General features: G+C 70.1%; 15 protein-coding genes. 7 read left to right on the forward strand and 8 right to left on the reverse strand.

Going from position 1 to position 14,570, the window contains the following annotated elements; translation table 11 throughout:
• Nucleotides 1–368: 368 nt before the first annotated feature.
• Nucleotides 369–704: a hypothetical protein gene (locus tag F4558_RS22470; protein WP_053655396.1), complete on the reverse strand. Its 336-nt coding sequence runs from the start codon at nt 702–704 to the stop codon at nt 369–371.
• Between the two features lie 31 nt (nt 705–735).
• On the reverse strand, nt 736–1,080 hold the full coding sequence (locus F4558_RS22475) for a hypothetical protein (RefSeq protein ID WP_053655423.1): 345 nt from the start codon (nt 1,078–1,080) through the stop codon (nt 736–738).
• 264 nt (nt 1,081–1,344) lie between these two features.
• On the opposite strand from F4558_RS22475, the gene F4558_RS22480 reads away from it, so the two are divergent.
• The 3 genes from F4558_RS22480 (at nt 1,345) to otsB (ending at nt 3,197) form a co-directional block, all read left to right on the forward strand.
• Nucleotides 1,345–1,788, forward strand: coding sequence for an XRE family transcriptional regulator (locus tag F4558_RS22480; protein WP_167945941.1), 444 nt, complete (start codon nt 1,345–1,347; stop codon nt 1,786–1,788).
• Nucleotides 1,789–1,950: 162 nt separating this feature from the next.
• On the forward strand, nt 1,951–2,304 hold the full coding sequence (locus F4558_RS22485; RefSeq protein ID WP_053655400.1) for a hypothetical protein: 354 nt from the start codon (nt 1,951–1,953) through the stop codon (nt 2,302–2,304).
• Between the two features lie 68 nt (nt 2,305–2,372).
• Complete coding sequence (gene otsB, locus F4558_RS22490; RefSeq protein WP_053655402.1) at nt 2,373–3,197, forward strand: trehalose-phosphatase; 825 nt, start codon at nt 2,373–2,375, stop codon at nt 3,195–3,197.
• A gap of 18 nt (nt 3,198–3,215) precedes the next feature.
• Here otsB and F4558_RS22495 read toward each other — a convergent pair whose 3' ends face one another.
• The 4 genes from F4558_RS22495 to F4558_RS22510 form a co-directional block, all read right to left on the reverse strand.
• Nucleotides 3,216–3,986, reverse strand: coding sequence for an isoprenyl transferase (locus tag F4558_RS22495; RefSeq protein ID WP_053655404.1), 771 nt, complete (start codon nt 3,984–3,986; stop codon nt 3,216–3,218).
• A gap of 31 nt (nt 3,987–4,017) precedes the next feature.
• Nucleotides 4,018–5,160 (reverse strand): NAD(P)/FAD-dependent oxidoreductase, encoded by a 1,143-nt coding sequence (locus tag F4558_RS22500; RefSeq protein ID WP_053655407.1) that lies wholly within the window; start codon nt 5,158–5,160, stop codon nt 4,018–4,020.
• 752 nt (nt 5,161–5,912) lie between these two features.
• Nucleotides 5,913–6,770, reverse strand: coding sequence for a hypothetical protein (locus F4558_RS22505; protein WP_167945942.1), 858 nt, complete (start codon nt 6,768–6,770; stop codon nt 5,913–5,915).
• Nucleotides 6,771–6,807: 37 nt separating this feature from the next.
• A complete protein-coding gene (locus F4558_RS22510; protein WP_167945943.1) occupies nt 6,808–8,652 on the reverse strand; it encodes a phosphoenolpyruvate carboxykinase (GTP) in 1,845 nt (614 codons plus the stop codon).
• A gap of 438 nt (nt 8,653–9,090) precedes the next feature.
• Between F4558_RS22510 and F4558_RS32380 the strand changes: the two genes are divergently transcribed.
• The 3 genes from F4558_RS32380 to F4558_RS22530 all read left to right on the forward strand — a co-directional run bounded on the left by F4558_RS32380 (nt 9,091) and on the right by F4558_RS22530 (nt 11,183).
• A complete protein-coding gene (locus F4558_RS32380) occupies nt 9,091–9,627 on the forward strand; it encodes a GtrA family protein (RefSeq protein ID WP_053659507.1) in 537 nt (178 codons plus the stop codon).
• A gap of 63 nt (nt 9,628–9,690) precedes the next feature.
• Nucleotides 9,691–10,407, forward strand: coding sequence for a GtrA family protein (locus F4558_RS22525; RefSeq protein ID WP_053659395.1), 717 nt, complete (start codon nt 9,691–9,693; stop codon nt 10,405–10,407).
• Nucleotides 10,404–11,183 (forward strand): MaoC/PaaZ C-terminal domain-containing protein, encoded by a 780-nt coding sequence (locus tag F4558_RS22530; protein WP_167945944.1) that lies wholly within the window; start codon nt 10,404–10,406, stop codon nt 11,181–11,183. Before F4558_RS22525 ends, F4558_RS22530 begins: the two co-directional genes overlap by 4 nt.
• 67 nt (nt 11,184–11,250) lie before the next feature.
• On the opposite strand, the gene F4558_RS22535 is transcribed toward F4558_RS22530, so the two are convergent.
• Together F4558_RS22535 and F4558_RS22540 are read right to left on the reverse strand one after the other, a co-directional pair.
• Complete coding sequence (locus F4558_RS22535) at nt 11,251–11,823, reverse strand: PH domain-containing protein (RefSeq protein ID WP_053659505.1); 573 nt, start codon at nt 11,821–11,823, stop codon at nt 11,251–11,253.
• A gap of 189 nt (nt 11,824–12,012) precedes the next feature.
• Nucleotides 12,013–12,888: a biotin--[acetyl-CoA-carboxylase] ligase gene (locus F4558_RS22540; RefSeq protein WP_053659392.1), complete on the reverse strand. Its 876-nt coding sequence runs from the start codon at nt 12,886–12,888 to the stop codon at nt 12,013–12,015.
• A gap of 84 nt (nt 12,889–12,972) precedes the next feature.
• Here F4558_RS22540 and F4558_RS22545 point away from each other — a divergent pair, with 84 nt between their 5' ends.
• Nucleotides 12,973–14,556 (forward strand): acyl-CoA carboxylase subunit beta, encoded by a 1,584-nt coding sequence (locus F4558_RS22545; RefSeq protein WP_053659390.1) that lies wholly within the window; start codon nt 12,973–12,975, stop codon nt 14,554–14,556.
• Nucleotides 14,557–14,570 lie beyond the last annotated feature (14 nt).

Raw genomic sequence — 14,570 nt, forward strand, 5'->3', positions numbered from 1 at the left:
TGCGGAACCCCGTGTGCGAGGTCGCAGATCCGGGCGGACCGGCTGGCCCGGGAGAACCCCGCGCCATGCCTAGACGCTAGCGGCGGCGGCCCGTCCCGGCTAGTGCCGTGATCGTGGATCTCCGGAGACAGCCCTGTGAACACCGCGCCGACGGGTCGACATCTCGTGCCGGCAGCGGGGCGCGGCGAGGTGCCGGCAGCGGGCGCGGCGAGCCGGCCGGGATGCATGCCCCCTGCGCGCATCCCGGCCGGCGGGGCCACCGTCACCGGTCTGACGTGACCCCGACGGTGCGTGTCCGCCGCGGACGACGCACCGCGTTCGTGGCGCCGGTCGGCGGACCGCTCCCCCCGAGCGGTCCGCCGACCGGCTCAACCGGTGCGTCGAACGAGTGTGCCGGTCGGGTGCCGCCCGGTGATCGGGGCGGCCGGCGCGGTGAACGACGAGCCGGTGTAGGTGGTGCCAGGGCGGGCCACGGTGCCTGCGGAGCGGACGGAGCCCCCCGAGGAGACCGACAGAGCGGAGGCGATCGCCGCCTGGGCGTCACGCCGGCGCCGGTTCCAGGCACCCCTGTCGCCGTCGAAGTAGCCCTGCCGGTAACCGAAGCGGTAGCCGATGCGATAGCTCAGCTGCCCGTGCAGCCGGCCGGCCGCATAGCTGGTGGCGGCGAGCACCAGGACGAGGAAGACCGCGAGGAAGGGGCTCATCGGGCGGCCCCGACGCTGCCCGTACGCCGTTTCATCGTTCCTCCGGCTCGACAGCGGTCGGGTCCACGACGAGGAGCCGGTCCAGGTCGTCGGTGCTGACCTCCTCGACCAGCTCGACGCTGATCCGGCAGCCGTCCAGCACGACCTCGGCCACTGAGGAACGGCGGATCTCCCCGCCGGCGTCGTAGACCCGGACGCTCAGCTCCGGGCAGCCGAGGTGGGTACGCCAGGCGTTCCACTCGGTACGGTCGCTGACGCTCAACGACAGGTATCGGCAGCCTCGGGCGAGGTAGAGGCGCCACGGGGCGCTCAGCCCTGCGGCCACCCCGTCGGCGATCAGCCCGAAGGCCTGGGCTCGGGTGGCGAGCTCGGTCACCACACCCCCCTGGCGCCGGGGGCGTGACGCATGCGAGCACCAATCGTCTCATGCACGTGACACACCGTAGATTGTCCCATGGACGTGACAGTATCAGCTTTTCGTCTGTTTACCTTCGCCACTACGGGCATCTATTCTGCCCGGGTGACACCCCTCAAGAGTGGCCCTGGATCGTTTACGGGAGATCCGAGGATCCCGTCACGTCCGCGTGACAACAGCGTGCCTGGCCGCACGCCGGTTCCCGCTTGGCCGTACCGTCACGGGGTGACCGAGACGGCCAATGCGCGAAAGATCGCCTTCGCCACCTTCGTCCGGCGTGCCCTCGACGAGGCGCGAGCCACCCGGGCCTGGAGCGGCACCGAGGTGTCCCGACGTACCGGCGTCTCCCGGCAGACCATCAACAGGTGGGTCCGTGGCGACTGGGCCAGCGACCCCGAGGCCGAACGGGTCGTGGCCTTCTGCGAGGGCCTCGGGTTGAACCCCGCAGCCGCCTTCGCCGCGCTCGGTTGGGACCGCACCGCGACCGGTCCGCGGGCCAGCCAGCCCGCCCCTCCGATGGACCCGGACGTGGAGGCTCTTCTGCGCCGCCTGGTCGACCCCGACGTGTCGGACGCGGAGAAGTTCCACATCCGCGAAACCATCAGGTACCTCGCGTATCGCCCAACGCTGCCGGTGGATGTCCGAAAAAGAGGGAATCAGGCAGGCTAGTTCCTCAGATGGCGAAAGAACGCCTGGTCAGGTTCATTCGTTTCGCTCCGGGGCCGGAACGGGCACGCTAGCGTCCCTAGTCGTACTGCTTGGGCTCGTCGTCGGCGGGGGGACGGGACAAGGCCGAACCCAGCCCTGCGGGACAGAAGGAGGGGTCTGTCCATGACCCTGAAGTGGTTGGCAGTCGTGGTCGCCACGGTGTCGATGACACTGTGGGCGACCGGCAACGTGGTGACCTTCGTGGTCAACGGCGGTCAGCTTCCGCTGCTCGTCAACCTCCTCGCGCTCATCAGCGCCGGCACGGCGGTCATCCTCGCCGTCATCGCGGAGCTGCACGAGCGCCTCAACAACCGGCTCAGCGCCCTCACCGAGTTCCTGGTGGCGCGGCTCAACGAGATCGAGACCCGCACCGGAGATCGCAACACCGGGTTCGTGGAGGGCTACCTGTTGAGCCACGGCCAGGAGGCCACGGTGGTGCCGTTCGGCCGGCGCGGACGAGGAGCCGCCGAACGCTGACGGCGCCCAGCTGGGCCGGGTGCGCTCGGCCAGGAATAGGCCCACATCGCCGGGGTACGCTGACGCGCGTGCCGCCGTTGAATCTGGGCAACCAGCAGCCGAAGACCCCGTTGAACGCCGACCAGGCCTGGCAGGTCACCGCAGGCCGGGCCGCCGGAACGGTGCTCTTCTTCGACTTCGACGGGACGCTCGCGCCCGTCGACGATGACCCGACCGCGGTGCGGCCCGCCCCCAAGGCGTTGGCCGCCATCGAGGCGTTGGCCCCTGTGGTCCGGCGGATCGCCATCGTCTCAGCGCGACCCGTCGACTTCCTCCGCGAGCGCCTCGGCGAGCTCAGCGGCGTCGACCTCTACGGCCTCTACGGCCTGGAGCACAGCCACTCCGGCGGCGAGACGGTCACCGAGCCGGCCGCCCTGCCGTGGGTGCCGACGATGGAGGAGCTGGCCGACCTGGCCCGAGCGGAGCTGCCCCCCGGCACGCTCGTCGAATACAAGCGGCTCTCCGTCGCGCTGCACTGGCGTACCGCGCCGCAGCTCGGCGCGACAGTCCAGGAGTGGGGGCAGGCGCAGGCCGACCGGCTGGGGCTGCGGGTGCAGGCCGGGCGGATGGTGCTGGAACTCAAGCCCCCCGTCGACCGGGACAAGGGCATGGTGATCGGCGAGGTCGTCCAGGAAGCCACCGGCGCCTGGTACTTCGGCGACGACGTCTCCGACATCAAGGCGTTCGCGGCGCTGCGAGCCCGCAGCGAGGCTGACCCGGACTTCTTCGGCGTGTGCGTGGCCGTCGCCAACTCCGAAACCGGTCAGGAGGTGGCGAACGCCGCCGACCTGACCATCGAGTCTCCGGCCGCGCTCGGCGACTTCCTCACCCGGGCGCTCAATCACCTACCCTGAGCCGGCGCGGGCGCCCGCTCAGACGCCGTAGCGACGCTGACGGTTGGCGTACGAGCGCAGCGCCCGCAGAAAGTCGATGTGCCGGAAATCCGGCCAGTTGAGTTCGCAGAAGTAGAACTCCGAGTGCGCTGACTGCCAGAGCATGAAACCGGACAGCCGCTGCTCGCCGCTGGTGCGGATGACCAGGTCGGGATCGGGCTGGCCGCGGGTGTAGAGATGCTCGGAGATGTGCTCTACGTCCAGCACCTCGGCCAGCTCTTCGAGGGTGCCACCGGCCGCGGCGTGCTCCAGCAGCAGCGAGCGGACCGCGTCGGTGATCTCCCGTCGGCCGCCGTAACCCACAGCGATGTTGACCACGGCGCCGTCAGTGCGATCCGCGGTGCGTTCTTCCGCGCCCTTGAGCGCCACAGCCGTCTGGGCGGGCAGCAGGTCCAGAGCGCCGACGATGCGTAGCCGCCACGGATTGCCCTCCTCCGCCAGCTCCACCACAAGGTCTTCGATGATCTGAAGCAGCGGGTCCAGCTCGCTCGCCGGACGACGGAGGTTGTCGGTGGCCAGCAGGTAGAGGGTGACGTGCCCGATACCGGCCTGGTCACACCAGCCCAGAACGTGTTTGATCTTCGCGGCGCCGACGCGGTGCCCGTCGTTCGGGTCGACGAAACCCATCTCCCGCGCCCAGCGGCGGTTGCCGTCGCACATCACCCCGACGTGCCGTGGCACCGGTTTGCCCGCGAGCTTCGCCGTGAGCCGGCGCTCGTAGACGGAGTAGATAAGGTTCCGCAGCGTCATCACCTAGCAGCGTAGCGACCCGCCGGTCAGCTCACCGCCTCGGAGGCCGATCCCTGGCCGGCAATTCCATGCCGATCATGCCCAGCGTACGGGCAGTGAGCCGACCGTCGCCGAGTCCCAACTCCACCACATCGTCGAACACCTGGTCGTCCCGGCGGGCCGCCCGGACCGCCGCGTCGACCACCCGTCGACGCCGGGCCAGCCAGGCCGCCACCGAACTGTGCCGCAGGTGGGTGCCGAGACGGCGGCGAAACCCGTGGGCATAGCGGCGGGCGGCGTTCTCGGGCTCGCCTGCCGCGGCGGCACCGGCCAACGCCCCGGAGAGCAGTGCGTAGAAGATGCCCTCGCCGGTGAACGGGTTGATCAACGACAGCGCGTCCCCGGCCAGCAGGGTGCGGCCCCGCCCCGGCGCCGGGCGATGCGTGGACAGCGGCAGGTGGTGGGCCCGCAACGCGGTCACCGTCGACAGGTCGGTTCCGGGCAGCAGCGCGACGAGCCGATCCAGCAGGTAGCCGCGGCTCAGCGGTTCGCCGCGCAGCACCTCCCCGTACCCGACGTTCGCCCGCCCGTCGCCGATCGGAAACGACCAGGCGTACGCCGGCCAGCGCGCCTTCGAGGTCACGATGAGCTGCTCGGGCGGGCCGGGCAGCGCCGGAGCGTACCCCCGGATGGCCAGTGCCAGATGCCGGTCCGGGTTGACCGGATGGCCGAGCGCCCGGCGCACCACCGACCCGGCGCCGTCCGCGCCCACCACCACCCGGCCGGACAACTCCCCGTCGAGCACCACCCGGTCGGCACGCGCCTCGACCCGGCGGACGGTGTGCCGACGCAGCTGCGCGCCGGCGGCCACCGCCGCGGCGACCAGCCGCGCGTCGAAAACCTGCCGGGGCACGGTGTACGCCGGCCGGGGCAGTGCCCGGGCCACCGACCCGCCGCCGGGGGCGACCATGCGCAGTGCGGGCAGCGGGGCGTAGCCGGCCACGGCTTCGGTGACGCCCAGCTCGGCAAGCACGTCGACGGAGTGCGCGGCGATCCCGTCACCGCACGCCTTGTCGCGGGGAAAGTCGGCCCGGTCCAGCAGCAGCACGCTGGCACCGGCCCGGCGGGCCGTCAGCGCGGCGGCTGCCCCGGCCGGCCCCGCCCCCACCACCACCACATCAAATTCGTCACCCACGGCGCCTCCTCCCGCTCAAACGGCACTGTCACCCTGGCCCCGCCCCGCCCCGCCCCGCCCCGCCCCGCCCCGATCCCGCTCCGATCCGCCCCGATCACCGCTGCTGGGCGACAGCGCCCGCCCGCCGCCGACCACCCCAACCAACTCAACCCGATCCCCTGTGACCGACACCACCCGCCATCCTGCACCAGCCCACCGAAAACCAACCGATCCAAACGACCCGCCAACCCCGCTCGCCCACCCGGTTCACCCATCCACCCACTCCCGCCCGGCCACCTCGCCCCGCCCGCCCCACCTCGCCCCGCCCCACCTCGCCTCGCCCCACCTCGCCCCGCCCCGCCCAACACGTCGATCATGGAGTTGTGGTGCCTGCCTTATCCTGGTTGGCCACTTTCATCCCCCACCACAACTCCATGATCGACGCGGCGAGACGGCGAGGCGACGAGGAGGGCTAGGCGGGCTAGGCGGCGAGGCGGGCTAGCGGCCGAGCGGGCAGCCGCACGGCCAGACGGGGTCGATCCAGCACGGCAGGACCGGGTCAGCCGAGCGAGGGCGGGGCGCTCGGACGCTCGGGCGAGGGCGGAGCGGACCAGACGCCCTCGGGGCGCGGAGACGGGCTCACTCCCCCGCGATCTTGCACTTTGTGTCGCCGGTTTGCGCCTTTCATGCCTTAAGTACCGGCAGGAAGTGCAAGATCGACGAGCGAGAGAGCGAGCGCGGAGAGGGCGAGGGCGCGAGGGCGCGGGGTGGATTTAGGTTGGGGGTGCTTCGGGGGCTCGGGATGCTCGGTGGAGGCCGTACAGGGTCAGGGTGGCTGCGGCGAGTAGCGGGGCGCCGTCACGGACCAGGCCGTCCACGCCGAGCAGCCACCAGCACAGCGGCAGGTCCACGGCGAGGACAGCAACCGTGACGACGACAAGCAGACGGCCCGCCCACTGCTTGCCACGCATCAGGAACGCGGTGCAGAACAGCACCGCGTAGCTGACCGTGATGCCCGCGCAGAACCAGAAGAGCACGGCGGGTACGGCGGACAGCCGACCGTCCAGGATGGACCCGCCGGCGACAAGTGCCGGCACCAGCATCAGCGGGCTGTAGGTGAACGCTGCCGCCCTACTGGTCAGCAGCCAGCCGCTGGCCGCCGGCCGGCGCGGCGGGGTTTCCCGCCAGGAGATTCCGGCCCTGTCGATGACAAGCCGTTGCCGGTGCCGGACGAGGTGCCCGGCCAGCGCCGACGAGCGGTAGAGCAGCCAGACGACCGCCACACAGAGCCCGGTGAGTACGGCGAAACCGAGCAGCCCGGGCAGCGGCGGCACCCCCTGCCGGGGCACTATCAGCCGGCCGACAGCGAAGACTGTGGTGACGGCGAGGATCAGGCCGAACGGGCGGGCCAGCGTCCGACCCCGGCGCACGTGTCCGATCAGCAGCAGGAAGCCGAACGAGCGCAGCATCGCCCAGCCGGTGCGTACGGCCAGACCGAAGCCCTGCTCCGGGGCGTACCACCAATTGATCAGCTCGACCACGACGGTGGCCGCCGCCGTGGTCGCCAGCAGGATGGTGAGCGCCCGGACGGCGGACGGCCGCCGGACCTCGGTCTCGGCGGCCGTCCTCATGGAATCCGATGATGCCCGTGACGGGCGGTTTTCACACCTACCGTTGGGGCTGCGCGGCGTCCAGCCGGGCCCGCAGGGCGTCCAGCTCGGCCCAGAGCACGCCGGGCAGCTTGTCACCGAACTTCTCGAACCACTCGGTGATCAGCGGCAACTCGTTGCGCCACTCGTCCGGGTCCACCTTGAGCGCGATCCGGACGTCCTCCGGGGTCATGTCCAGGCCCTCGACGTCGAGCGCGTCGGGTGCCGGCACCATGCCCACGGGGGTCTCGACCGCGTCGGCCGTGCCCTCGATCCGCTCGACGACCCACTTGAGCACCCGGGAGTTCTCCCCGAAGCCGGGCCAGAGGAACGAGCCGTCCGGGTCCTTGCGGAACCAGTTGACGTAGTAGATCTTCGGCAGCTTGGACTCGTCGCCGTCGGTGCCCTTGCCCATCTCGATCCAGTGCCGGAAGTAGTCACCGGCGTTGTAGCCGATGAACGGCAGCATCGCCATCGGGTCGCGGCGGACCACGCCGACCGCGCCGGACGCGGCGGCGGTGGTCTCCGAGGACAGCGTGGCACCCATGTAGACGCCGTGCACCCAGTCGCGGGCCTCGGTCACCAGCGGGATCGTGTCCTTGCGGCGGCCACCGAAGAGGATGGCGTCGATCGGTACGCCGTTGGGGTCGAAGTACTCGTCGGCGAGGATCGGGCACTGGGTGATCGGGGTGCAGAACCGGCTGTTGGCGTGCGAGGAGAGGCTGTCGCTCTCCGGCGTCCAGTCGTTGCCCTTCCAGTCGATCAGGTGCGCCGGCGGCTCGCCCATGCCCTCCCACCAGACGTCCCCGTCGTCGGTGAGGCCCACGTTCGTGAAGACCGAGTTGCCGCGGTCCAGCGTGCGCATGGCGTTGGCGTTCGTCTTCCAGTCGGTGCCGGGCGCGACGCCGAACAGGCCGTACTCCGGGTTGACCGCGTAGAGCCGGCCGTCCGGGCCGAACCGCATCCAAGCGATGTCGTCGCCGATGGTCTCGACCTTCCAGCCCGGGATGGTCGGCTCCACCATGGCCAGGTTGGTCTTACCGCAGGCCGACGGGAAGGCGCCGGCGATGTGGTAGACCTTGCCCTCCGGCGAGGTGATCTTGAGGATGAGCATGTGCTCGGCGAGCCAGCCCTCGTCGCGCCCCATCACGCTGGCGATCCGCAGCGAGTAGCACTTCTTGCCCAGCAGCGAGTTGCCGCCGTAGCCGGAGCCGTACGACCAGATCTCCCGCGTCTCCGGGAAGTGCGAGATGTACTTCGTCTCGTTGCACGGCCACGCCACGTCCTGCTCGCCGGGGGCGAGCGGGGCGCCGATCGAGTGCAACGCGTGCACGAAGTCCGCGTCGTCCCCCATGGCCTCGAGGACCTTGGCGCCCATCCGGGTCATGATGCGCATGGACGCGACCACGTACGGGCTGTCGGTGATCTCGACGCCGAACATGGGCTTCTCGGCCTCGACCGGACCCATGACGAACGGGATGACGTACATGGTCCGACCGCGCATCGAGCCGCGGTACAGGTCCGTCATCGTCCGCTTCATTTCGGCCGGCGCCATCCAGTTGTTGGTGGGGCCGGCGTCCGCCTCGTCGACGGAACAGATGTAGGTGCGTTCCTCGACCCGAGCGACGTCCGTCGGGTCGGTACGCGCGTAGAACGAGTTCGGTTTCTTTTCGGGGTTCAGTCGGACGAGCGTGCCGGCATCGACCAGCTCGTCTGTGAGGCGACGCCATTCCTCATCGGATCCGTCGACCCAGACCACCCGGTCAGGGGTGGTCAGTTCTGCCACCTCACGGACCCAGGCGAGCAGTTTCGGATGGGATGTCGGGGCCTGATCGATACCCCGCACAACAGCCGGAGCAACCATGACACATCTCCTTGTGGTCGACGCTGACCGATCTATGGGGTGCACGAGTCTCAGCGGCGCCGATGCGTCGCCTTCGTGGAAACCTGGGATTGGCCTCAGCGTAAACCGGGCAGCCTTCCGAGTCAGTGGGACTGGTTGTGAAGAACTGCACAAGGTACGGCTTAGCTGCGGTATCACGAGCTGATACCCGCTTTCCTGCGCAGTTTCACGCAAATCTTGTCGTGCGCCCCGGCCGACGTGCGTTGCGGTCGGGCCGTGGACCCGCCTCGCCGACCGGTTCGCGGATTCCCGTTCCGGGCCGCCTCAAGCCTGCGAATTGGTTACGCTGCGTTCAACGGCGCACACCCGGCGACAGGGCAGCCCGAGCGACGGCGTCGACTCGCGTTGCTCCCCCTCCGACTGGTCGGCAGCCGGTAGGCTCGGCCTGTGGCCGCCACAATGACCGGGGAGCAACCGGGTCCCCGGCAGACCAGACCTGGTCTGGTCCGCGCACTGCGCGACCGTTTCGGTCACCTCGTCCGCGAGCTGAGCAAGTTCGCCACGGTTGGCGGGATCGCGTTCCTCATCGACTTCGCCCTGTTCAACTACCTGACGACAGCGCGCGGGGTCGAGCAGATCACCGCGAAGACGATCTCAACGGTGATCGCTGCCACATTCGCCTTCCTCGGCAACCGGTTCTGGACCTGGCGGCACCGCCAGCGCAACAACCCGGCCCGCGAGTACGCGCTGTTCTTCTTCTTCAACGCCGTCGGCCTCGGCATCGCGGTGGCCTGCCTGGCGGTCAGCCGCTACGGGCTCGGCAGCATCTGGCCGGCCGTGTTCCAGACGCAGCTGGCCGACAACATCGCGAGCTTCGTGGTCGGCACGGGCCTCGGCACGTTGTTTCGCTTCTGGTCCTACCGGCGGTTCGTCTTCGTCGAAGCGGGAAGTCAGCCCGTTCCGCAGGGGGAGCACGACCGCGACTACGGGGCGTGACCTGCCGCCCACCCCGTCCGGCCGGTGACCGCCGGCTTCATCGACTGACCTAAGGTGTTTCGCATGCGTCTTGTCCGTCTGCTGCCTGAGCGCTGGCAGAAGTTCATCAACGAGGCGCTCAAATTCGGCATCGTCGGTGGCATCAACACCGTCATCAATTACGCGGTGTTCAATGCCCTTGCACTTACCGTCTTTGCCGACGGTCAGTTGAAGGCGACTGTCATCGCGACGATCGTTGCGACGATCACGTCGTATCTGATGAATCGCCATTGGACGTACCGGGATCGCCCGAAATCTGCACTTCGGCGCGAGTACGTCCTGTTCTTCCTGTTCAACGCGACGGGCCTGCTCATCGAGCTGGGCGTACTGGCAGCCGCCAAGTACGGCCTCGGCATGAACAGCCTGTTGGCACTGAACGTGGCAAAGACCGTCGGCGTCCTGCTGGCCACGCTGTTCCGCTTCTGGTCGTACCGGACCTTCGTCTTCCAGCCCATCGCACCTGTCGAGCCCGACGCCAAGCCCGAATCCACCTGGCACAGCATCCCGCGCGATGAATGGGACACGATGGCCGAGATGGACCCGATCGCCGAGCTGGCCGAATCCGTCTCCGAGCTGGAAGAGGCACAGTCCAGTGACCGCCCGGAGGCCGCTCCCGGCCCGGCCGGCGGCGCTCCAGCCCAGGGACGACACACACCGCTGACCCCCGGCGTCCCCGCGGACCTGTCCGCGGAACTCGCCGCGGAGCTGCACGCCGGCACCCGTCGCGCGCCCCGCCGGTGACGACTCCTGAAACCCGCTCCGGCACGGGGGCGCCCGCCGAGCTGTTCTTCGAGGACCTCGTTCCGGGGCTCACCGTCGACCTCGGCACGGTGACCGTGGACGGGGACGAGATGCTGGCGTTCGCCCGCCGCTTCGACCCGCAGTGGTACCACGTCGACAGCGCCCTGGCCGGGGCGAGCCGGCACGGCGGCGTGATCGCCAGCGGCTTCTACACGGTGAGCCTGTTCATGCGGGCGTACGTCGATCACCTGCTGTCCCGCGCAGCGGCCGACGCCTCCCCCGGCCTGGAGGAATTGCGGTGGCTCGCCCCGGTACGCGCCGGAGACCGCCTCGCCGTCCGAGTGGACGTGATGGGCGCCCGACCGTCGACGGCCCGCCCGGGGCTCGGCACCGTCAGCCTCACCGGCACGATGCTCAGGCTCGGCCCGGACAATCGGCCGGAGCAGGAGGTCATGCGGACCCGCTTCCGTGGCTGGTTCGCGCTGCGCCCGGCGGAGCCAACGCCCGAAAGCAGCCCGACGAAGACCAGCCAGCCCGGAGGCAGCCCGACGAAGACCAGCCAGCCCGGAGGCAGCCCGACGAAGACCAGCCAGCCCGGAAGCGGCCCGGCGGAGACCAGCCAGCCCGGAAGCGGCCCGGCGGAAACCGATCAGCCCGAGGGCGGCACGGCAGAAACCAGCCGGCCCGGAGTCGGCGCGGCCCAGGCCGGACGGGCCGAAGGCGTCCCGGCCCCCCGCCCGGACAGTGACCGCGCCGGGACGAAAACTCCCCACTGACGGGGGCGGAACGCCCCTGACCGGTCCGCCCCAGCACGTCGGCCGGGGCGGTCGCGGACTGTCGGGATCAGCTGGTGGGGTCGCGCAGCGGCTTGCCCTCCCGCATGTCGGCGAGGATGTCGCGCATCTCGCCGTCACCCAGCGAGTGCTTGTCGTGTTGCGCCTCGATCAGCTCGTACAGGGTGGTCTGCACCCGGCTGACCCCCGGCACGTCGACGAGTACCGACTGGCCGCGCTCACCTGCGGACTCGATGGTGAGCGTGCCGCATCCGACAAGACGCTCGATGAAGCGCTGGCTCATCGAGTGGTCGTTGACCCGGGTGAGCGGGAGGTCCCGCCGGTCGCGGGAAAAGACACCGTGTTGCAGCAGCACCCGCTCGTTTGTGAACAGGTAGTGCGTAGTGCGCCAGACCAGGAACGGCCACAGCCCGAACCAGAGCACCGCGACCAGTGCGATCGCACCGATCACGGCCAGCGCGATCGAACCACCACCGCTCTGGGGCAGCATGAGCACACCGACCACCACCGCAGCGATGGCCAGCACCAGCACCGCGATCGGCCGGATCAACGCCTTCCAGTGCGGGTGCAGGTGCAGCACGACGTGCTCGTCTTCGGTAAGCACGTCTTCGGGAAACGCCACGGAAACCTCCATCGCCGTTTGTCTGCCGCGCAGACGGTAAACCCCCCAGGGGCTCCGACGGCATCCGCCACGCGGCCCACCCGAAGTCTCCGCGATCTTGCACTTTCGGTCGCCGTTTCGCGGCCTTCGCCCGATCCGCCCGGACAACAACTGCAAGATCGCGGCGAAGACGGAGGGCGGCGAGGAGCGCTAGCGCACGTGGAGGACGTCTCCTGCGGATATTGCTTGGTTGCCGGCGGGGGTTGTCAGTAGGAGTTGGCCACCTGGGTCTACGCCTGTGGCGGTGCCGGTCACCTCGTCGCCGTTGGGAAGCAGGACGCGCACCTCGCGGCCGACTGTGGCGCAGGACGCCAGGTAGGCGTCGCGCAGGCCGCTGGCCACGGCGTCTCCGCCAGCGGAACGCCAGCGGGCGTACCAGTCGGCGAGCGCCCGCAGCAGTGCCCGCAGCAGCGGGTCCCGATCGGTGGCCGCCGCGCCGGACAGTTGCAGCGAGGTCGCCGGCAGCCCGGTCGGGTTCACGGGTAACTCGTCGGCGCGCAACGTCACGTTGAGGCCCATACCGAGAACGATGGCCGGCGGCTGGGCGGGCGCACCTCCCGGCACCGCCTCGGCCAGCACTCCTGCGCACTTCGCGTCGCCGATCAGCAGGTCGTTTGGCCACTTCAGAGCGGCCTCCAGCTCTGCCAGCCGGGCCACCGCCTCGACCAGCGCGACGCCGGCCAGCAGCGGCAGCCACCCGTACCCCGTGGTGGGCACCGCCGGCCAACCGCGGTCCGGCACCGGATCCCCGGGCCGCAGCAGGACGCTTGTGGCGATCCCGGCCCGTGCCGGCGACTGCCACACTCGGCCGCGGCGACCGCGCCCGGCGGTCTGCCGCTCGGCGACCACGACAAGACCCTCCGGCTCGCCGGCCGCCGCCGCCTCGGCCACGTCGGCGTTCGTGGAGCCCGTCTCGGTGCGCAGTTCCAGCCTGGCCCACGGGCCGTGCGGCGCGACAAGCGCGCGCCGCAGCCGGGCCGCCGACAGCGGTGGGCGGTCCAGATCGGTGTACGGGGAGCCGGGCATTCCGCCAGCCTACGGCGCTGGCAGCGGCGACAGTGAGGCGTACTGCACAGCCGCATTGCCCTTAACCATCGTTATATTCCCAGGGTGACTACCGAGACCGGGACCAACATCCACAGCACGGCGGGCAAGCTGGCGGACCTGGAGCGCCGGGTCGACGAGGCGGTGCACGCCGGGTCGGCTCGTGCGGTCGAGAAGCAGCACAAGCGAGGTAAGAAGACCGCCCGCGAGCGGATCGAGATGCTGCTCGACGAGGGCTCCTTCGTCGAGCTGGACGAACTTGCCCGCCACCGCTCCACCGCCTTCGGGCTGGAGAAGAGCCGGCCGTACGGCGACGGTGTGGTCACCGGCTACGGCACCGTCGACGGCCGGCAGGTGTGCGTCTTCGCCCAGGACTTCACGGTCTTCGGCGGCTCGCTCGGCGAAGTCTTCGGCGAGAAGATCGTCAAGGTGATGGACCTCGCCATGAAGATCGGCTGCCCGGTGGTCGGCATCAACGACTCCGGCGGGGCGCGCATCCAGGAGGGCGTGGTCTCGCTCGGCCTGTACGGCGAGATCTTCTTCCGCAACGTCCGTGCCTCCGGCGTGATCCCGCAGATCTCGCTGGTGATGGGGCCCTGCGCCGGCGGCGCGGTCTACTCCCCCGCGGTCACCGACTTCACTGTGATGGTCGACCAGACCTCGCACATGTTCATCACCGGCCCCGACGTGATCAAGACGGTGACCGGCGAGGACGTCGGCATGGAGGAGCTGGGCGGGGCCCGCACGCACAACGCGCGCAGCGGCAACGCCCACTACCTCGCCTCCGACGAGGACGACGCGATCGACTACGTCAAGGCCCTGCTGTCGTACCTGCCGTCGAACAACCTCGACGAGCCGGTAGTGGTCGAGGCCCCCGCCTCGCTGGAGATCAGCGACGAGGACCGGGACCTGGACACGCTGATCCCGGACTCGGCCAACCAGCCGTACGACATCCAGAAGGTCATCGAGCACGTCCTCGACGACGGGGAGTTCCTGGAGGTCCAGCCGCTCTACGCGCAGAACATCGTGGTCGGCTACGGCCGCGTCGAGGGGCGCCCGGTCGGCGTGGTTGCCAACCAGCCGATGCACTTCGCCGGCACCCTTGACATCGCCGCCTCGGAGAAGGCCGCCCGGTTCGTCCGCACCTGCGACGCGTTCAACATCCCGGTGCTGACCTTCGTGGACGTTCCCGGCTTCCTGCCCGGCACCGGCCAGGAGTGGGACGGCATCATCCGCCGCGGCGCGAAGCTCATCTACGCGTACGCCGAGGCGACGGTCCCCAAGGTCACCGTGATCACCCGCAAGGCGTACGGCGGCGCGTACGACGTGATGGGATCCAAGCACCTGGGCGCGGACCTGAACTTCGCGTGGCCGACCGCGCAGATCGCGGTGATGGGAGCGCAGGGCGCGGTGAACATCCTCTACCGGTCGGAGTTGGCCGGCGCCGAGGACCCGGCGGCGGTCCGGGCCGAAAAGATCGCGGAGTACGAGGACACCCTGGCCAACCCGTACGTGGCCGCCGAACGTGGCTACATCGACGCGGTGATCCCGCCGCACGAAACACGCACGCAGATCGTCCGGGCGCTGCGCGTCCTGCGTACCAAGCGCGAGACCCTCCCGCCGAAGAAGCACGGCAACATCCCGCTCTGACCTGCCGAGTCGCC

The sequence above is a fragment of the Micromonospora profundi genome (assembly GCF_011927785.1).
Taxonomy (GTDB): Bacteria; Actinomycetota; Actinomycetes; order Mycobacteriales; family Micromonosporaceae; genus Micromonospora; species Micromonospora profundi.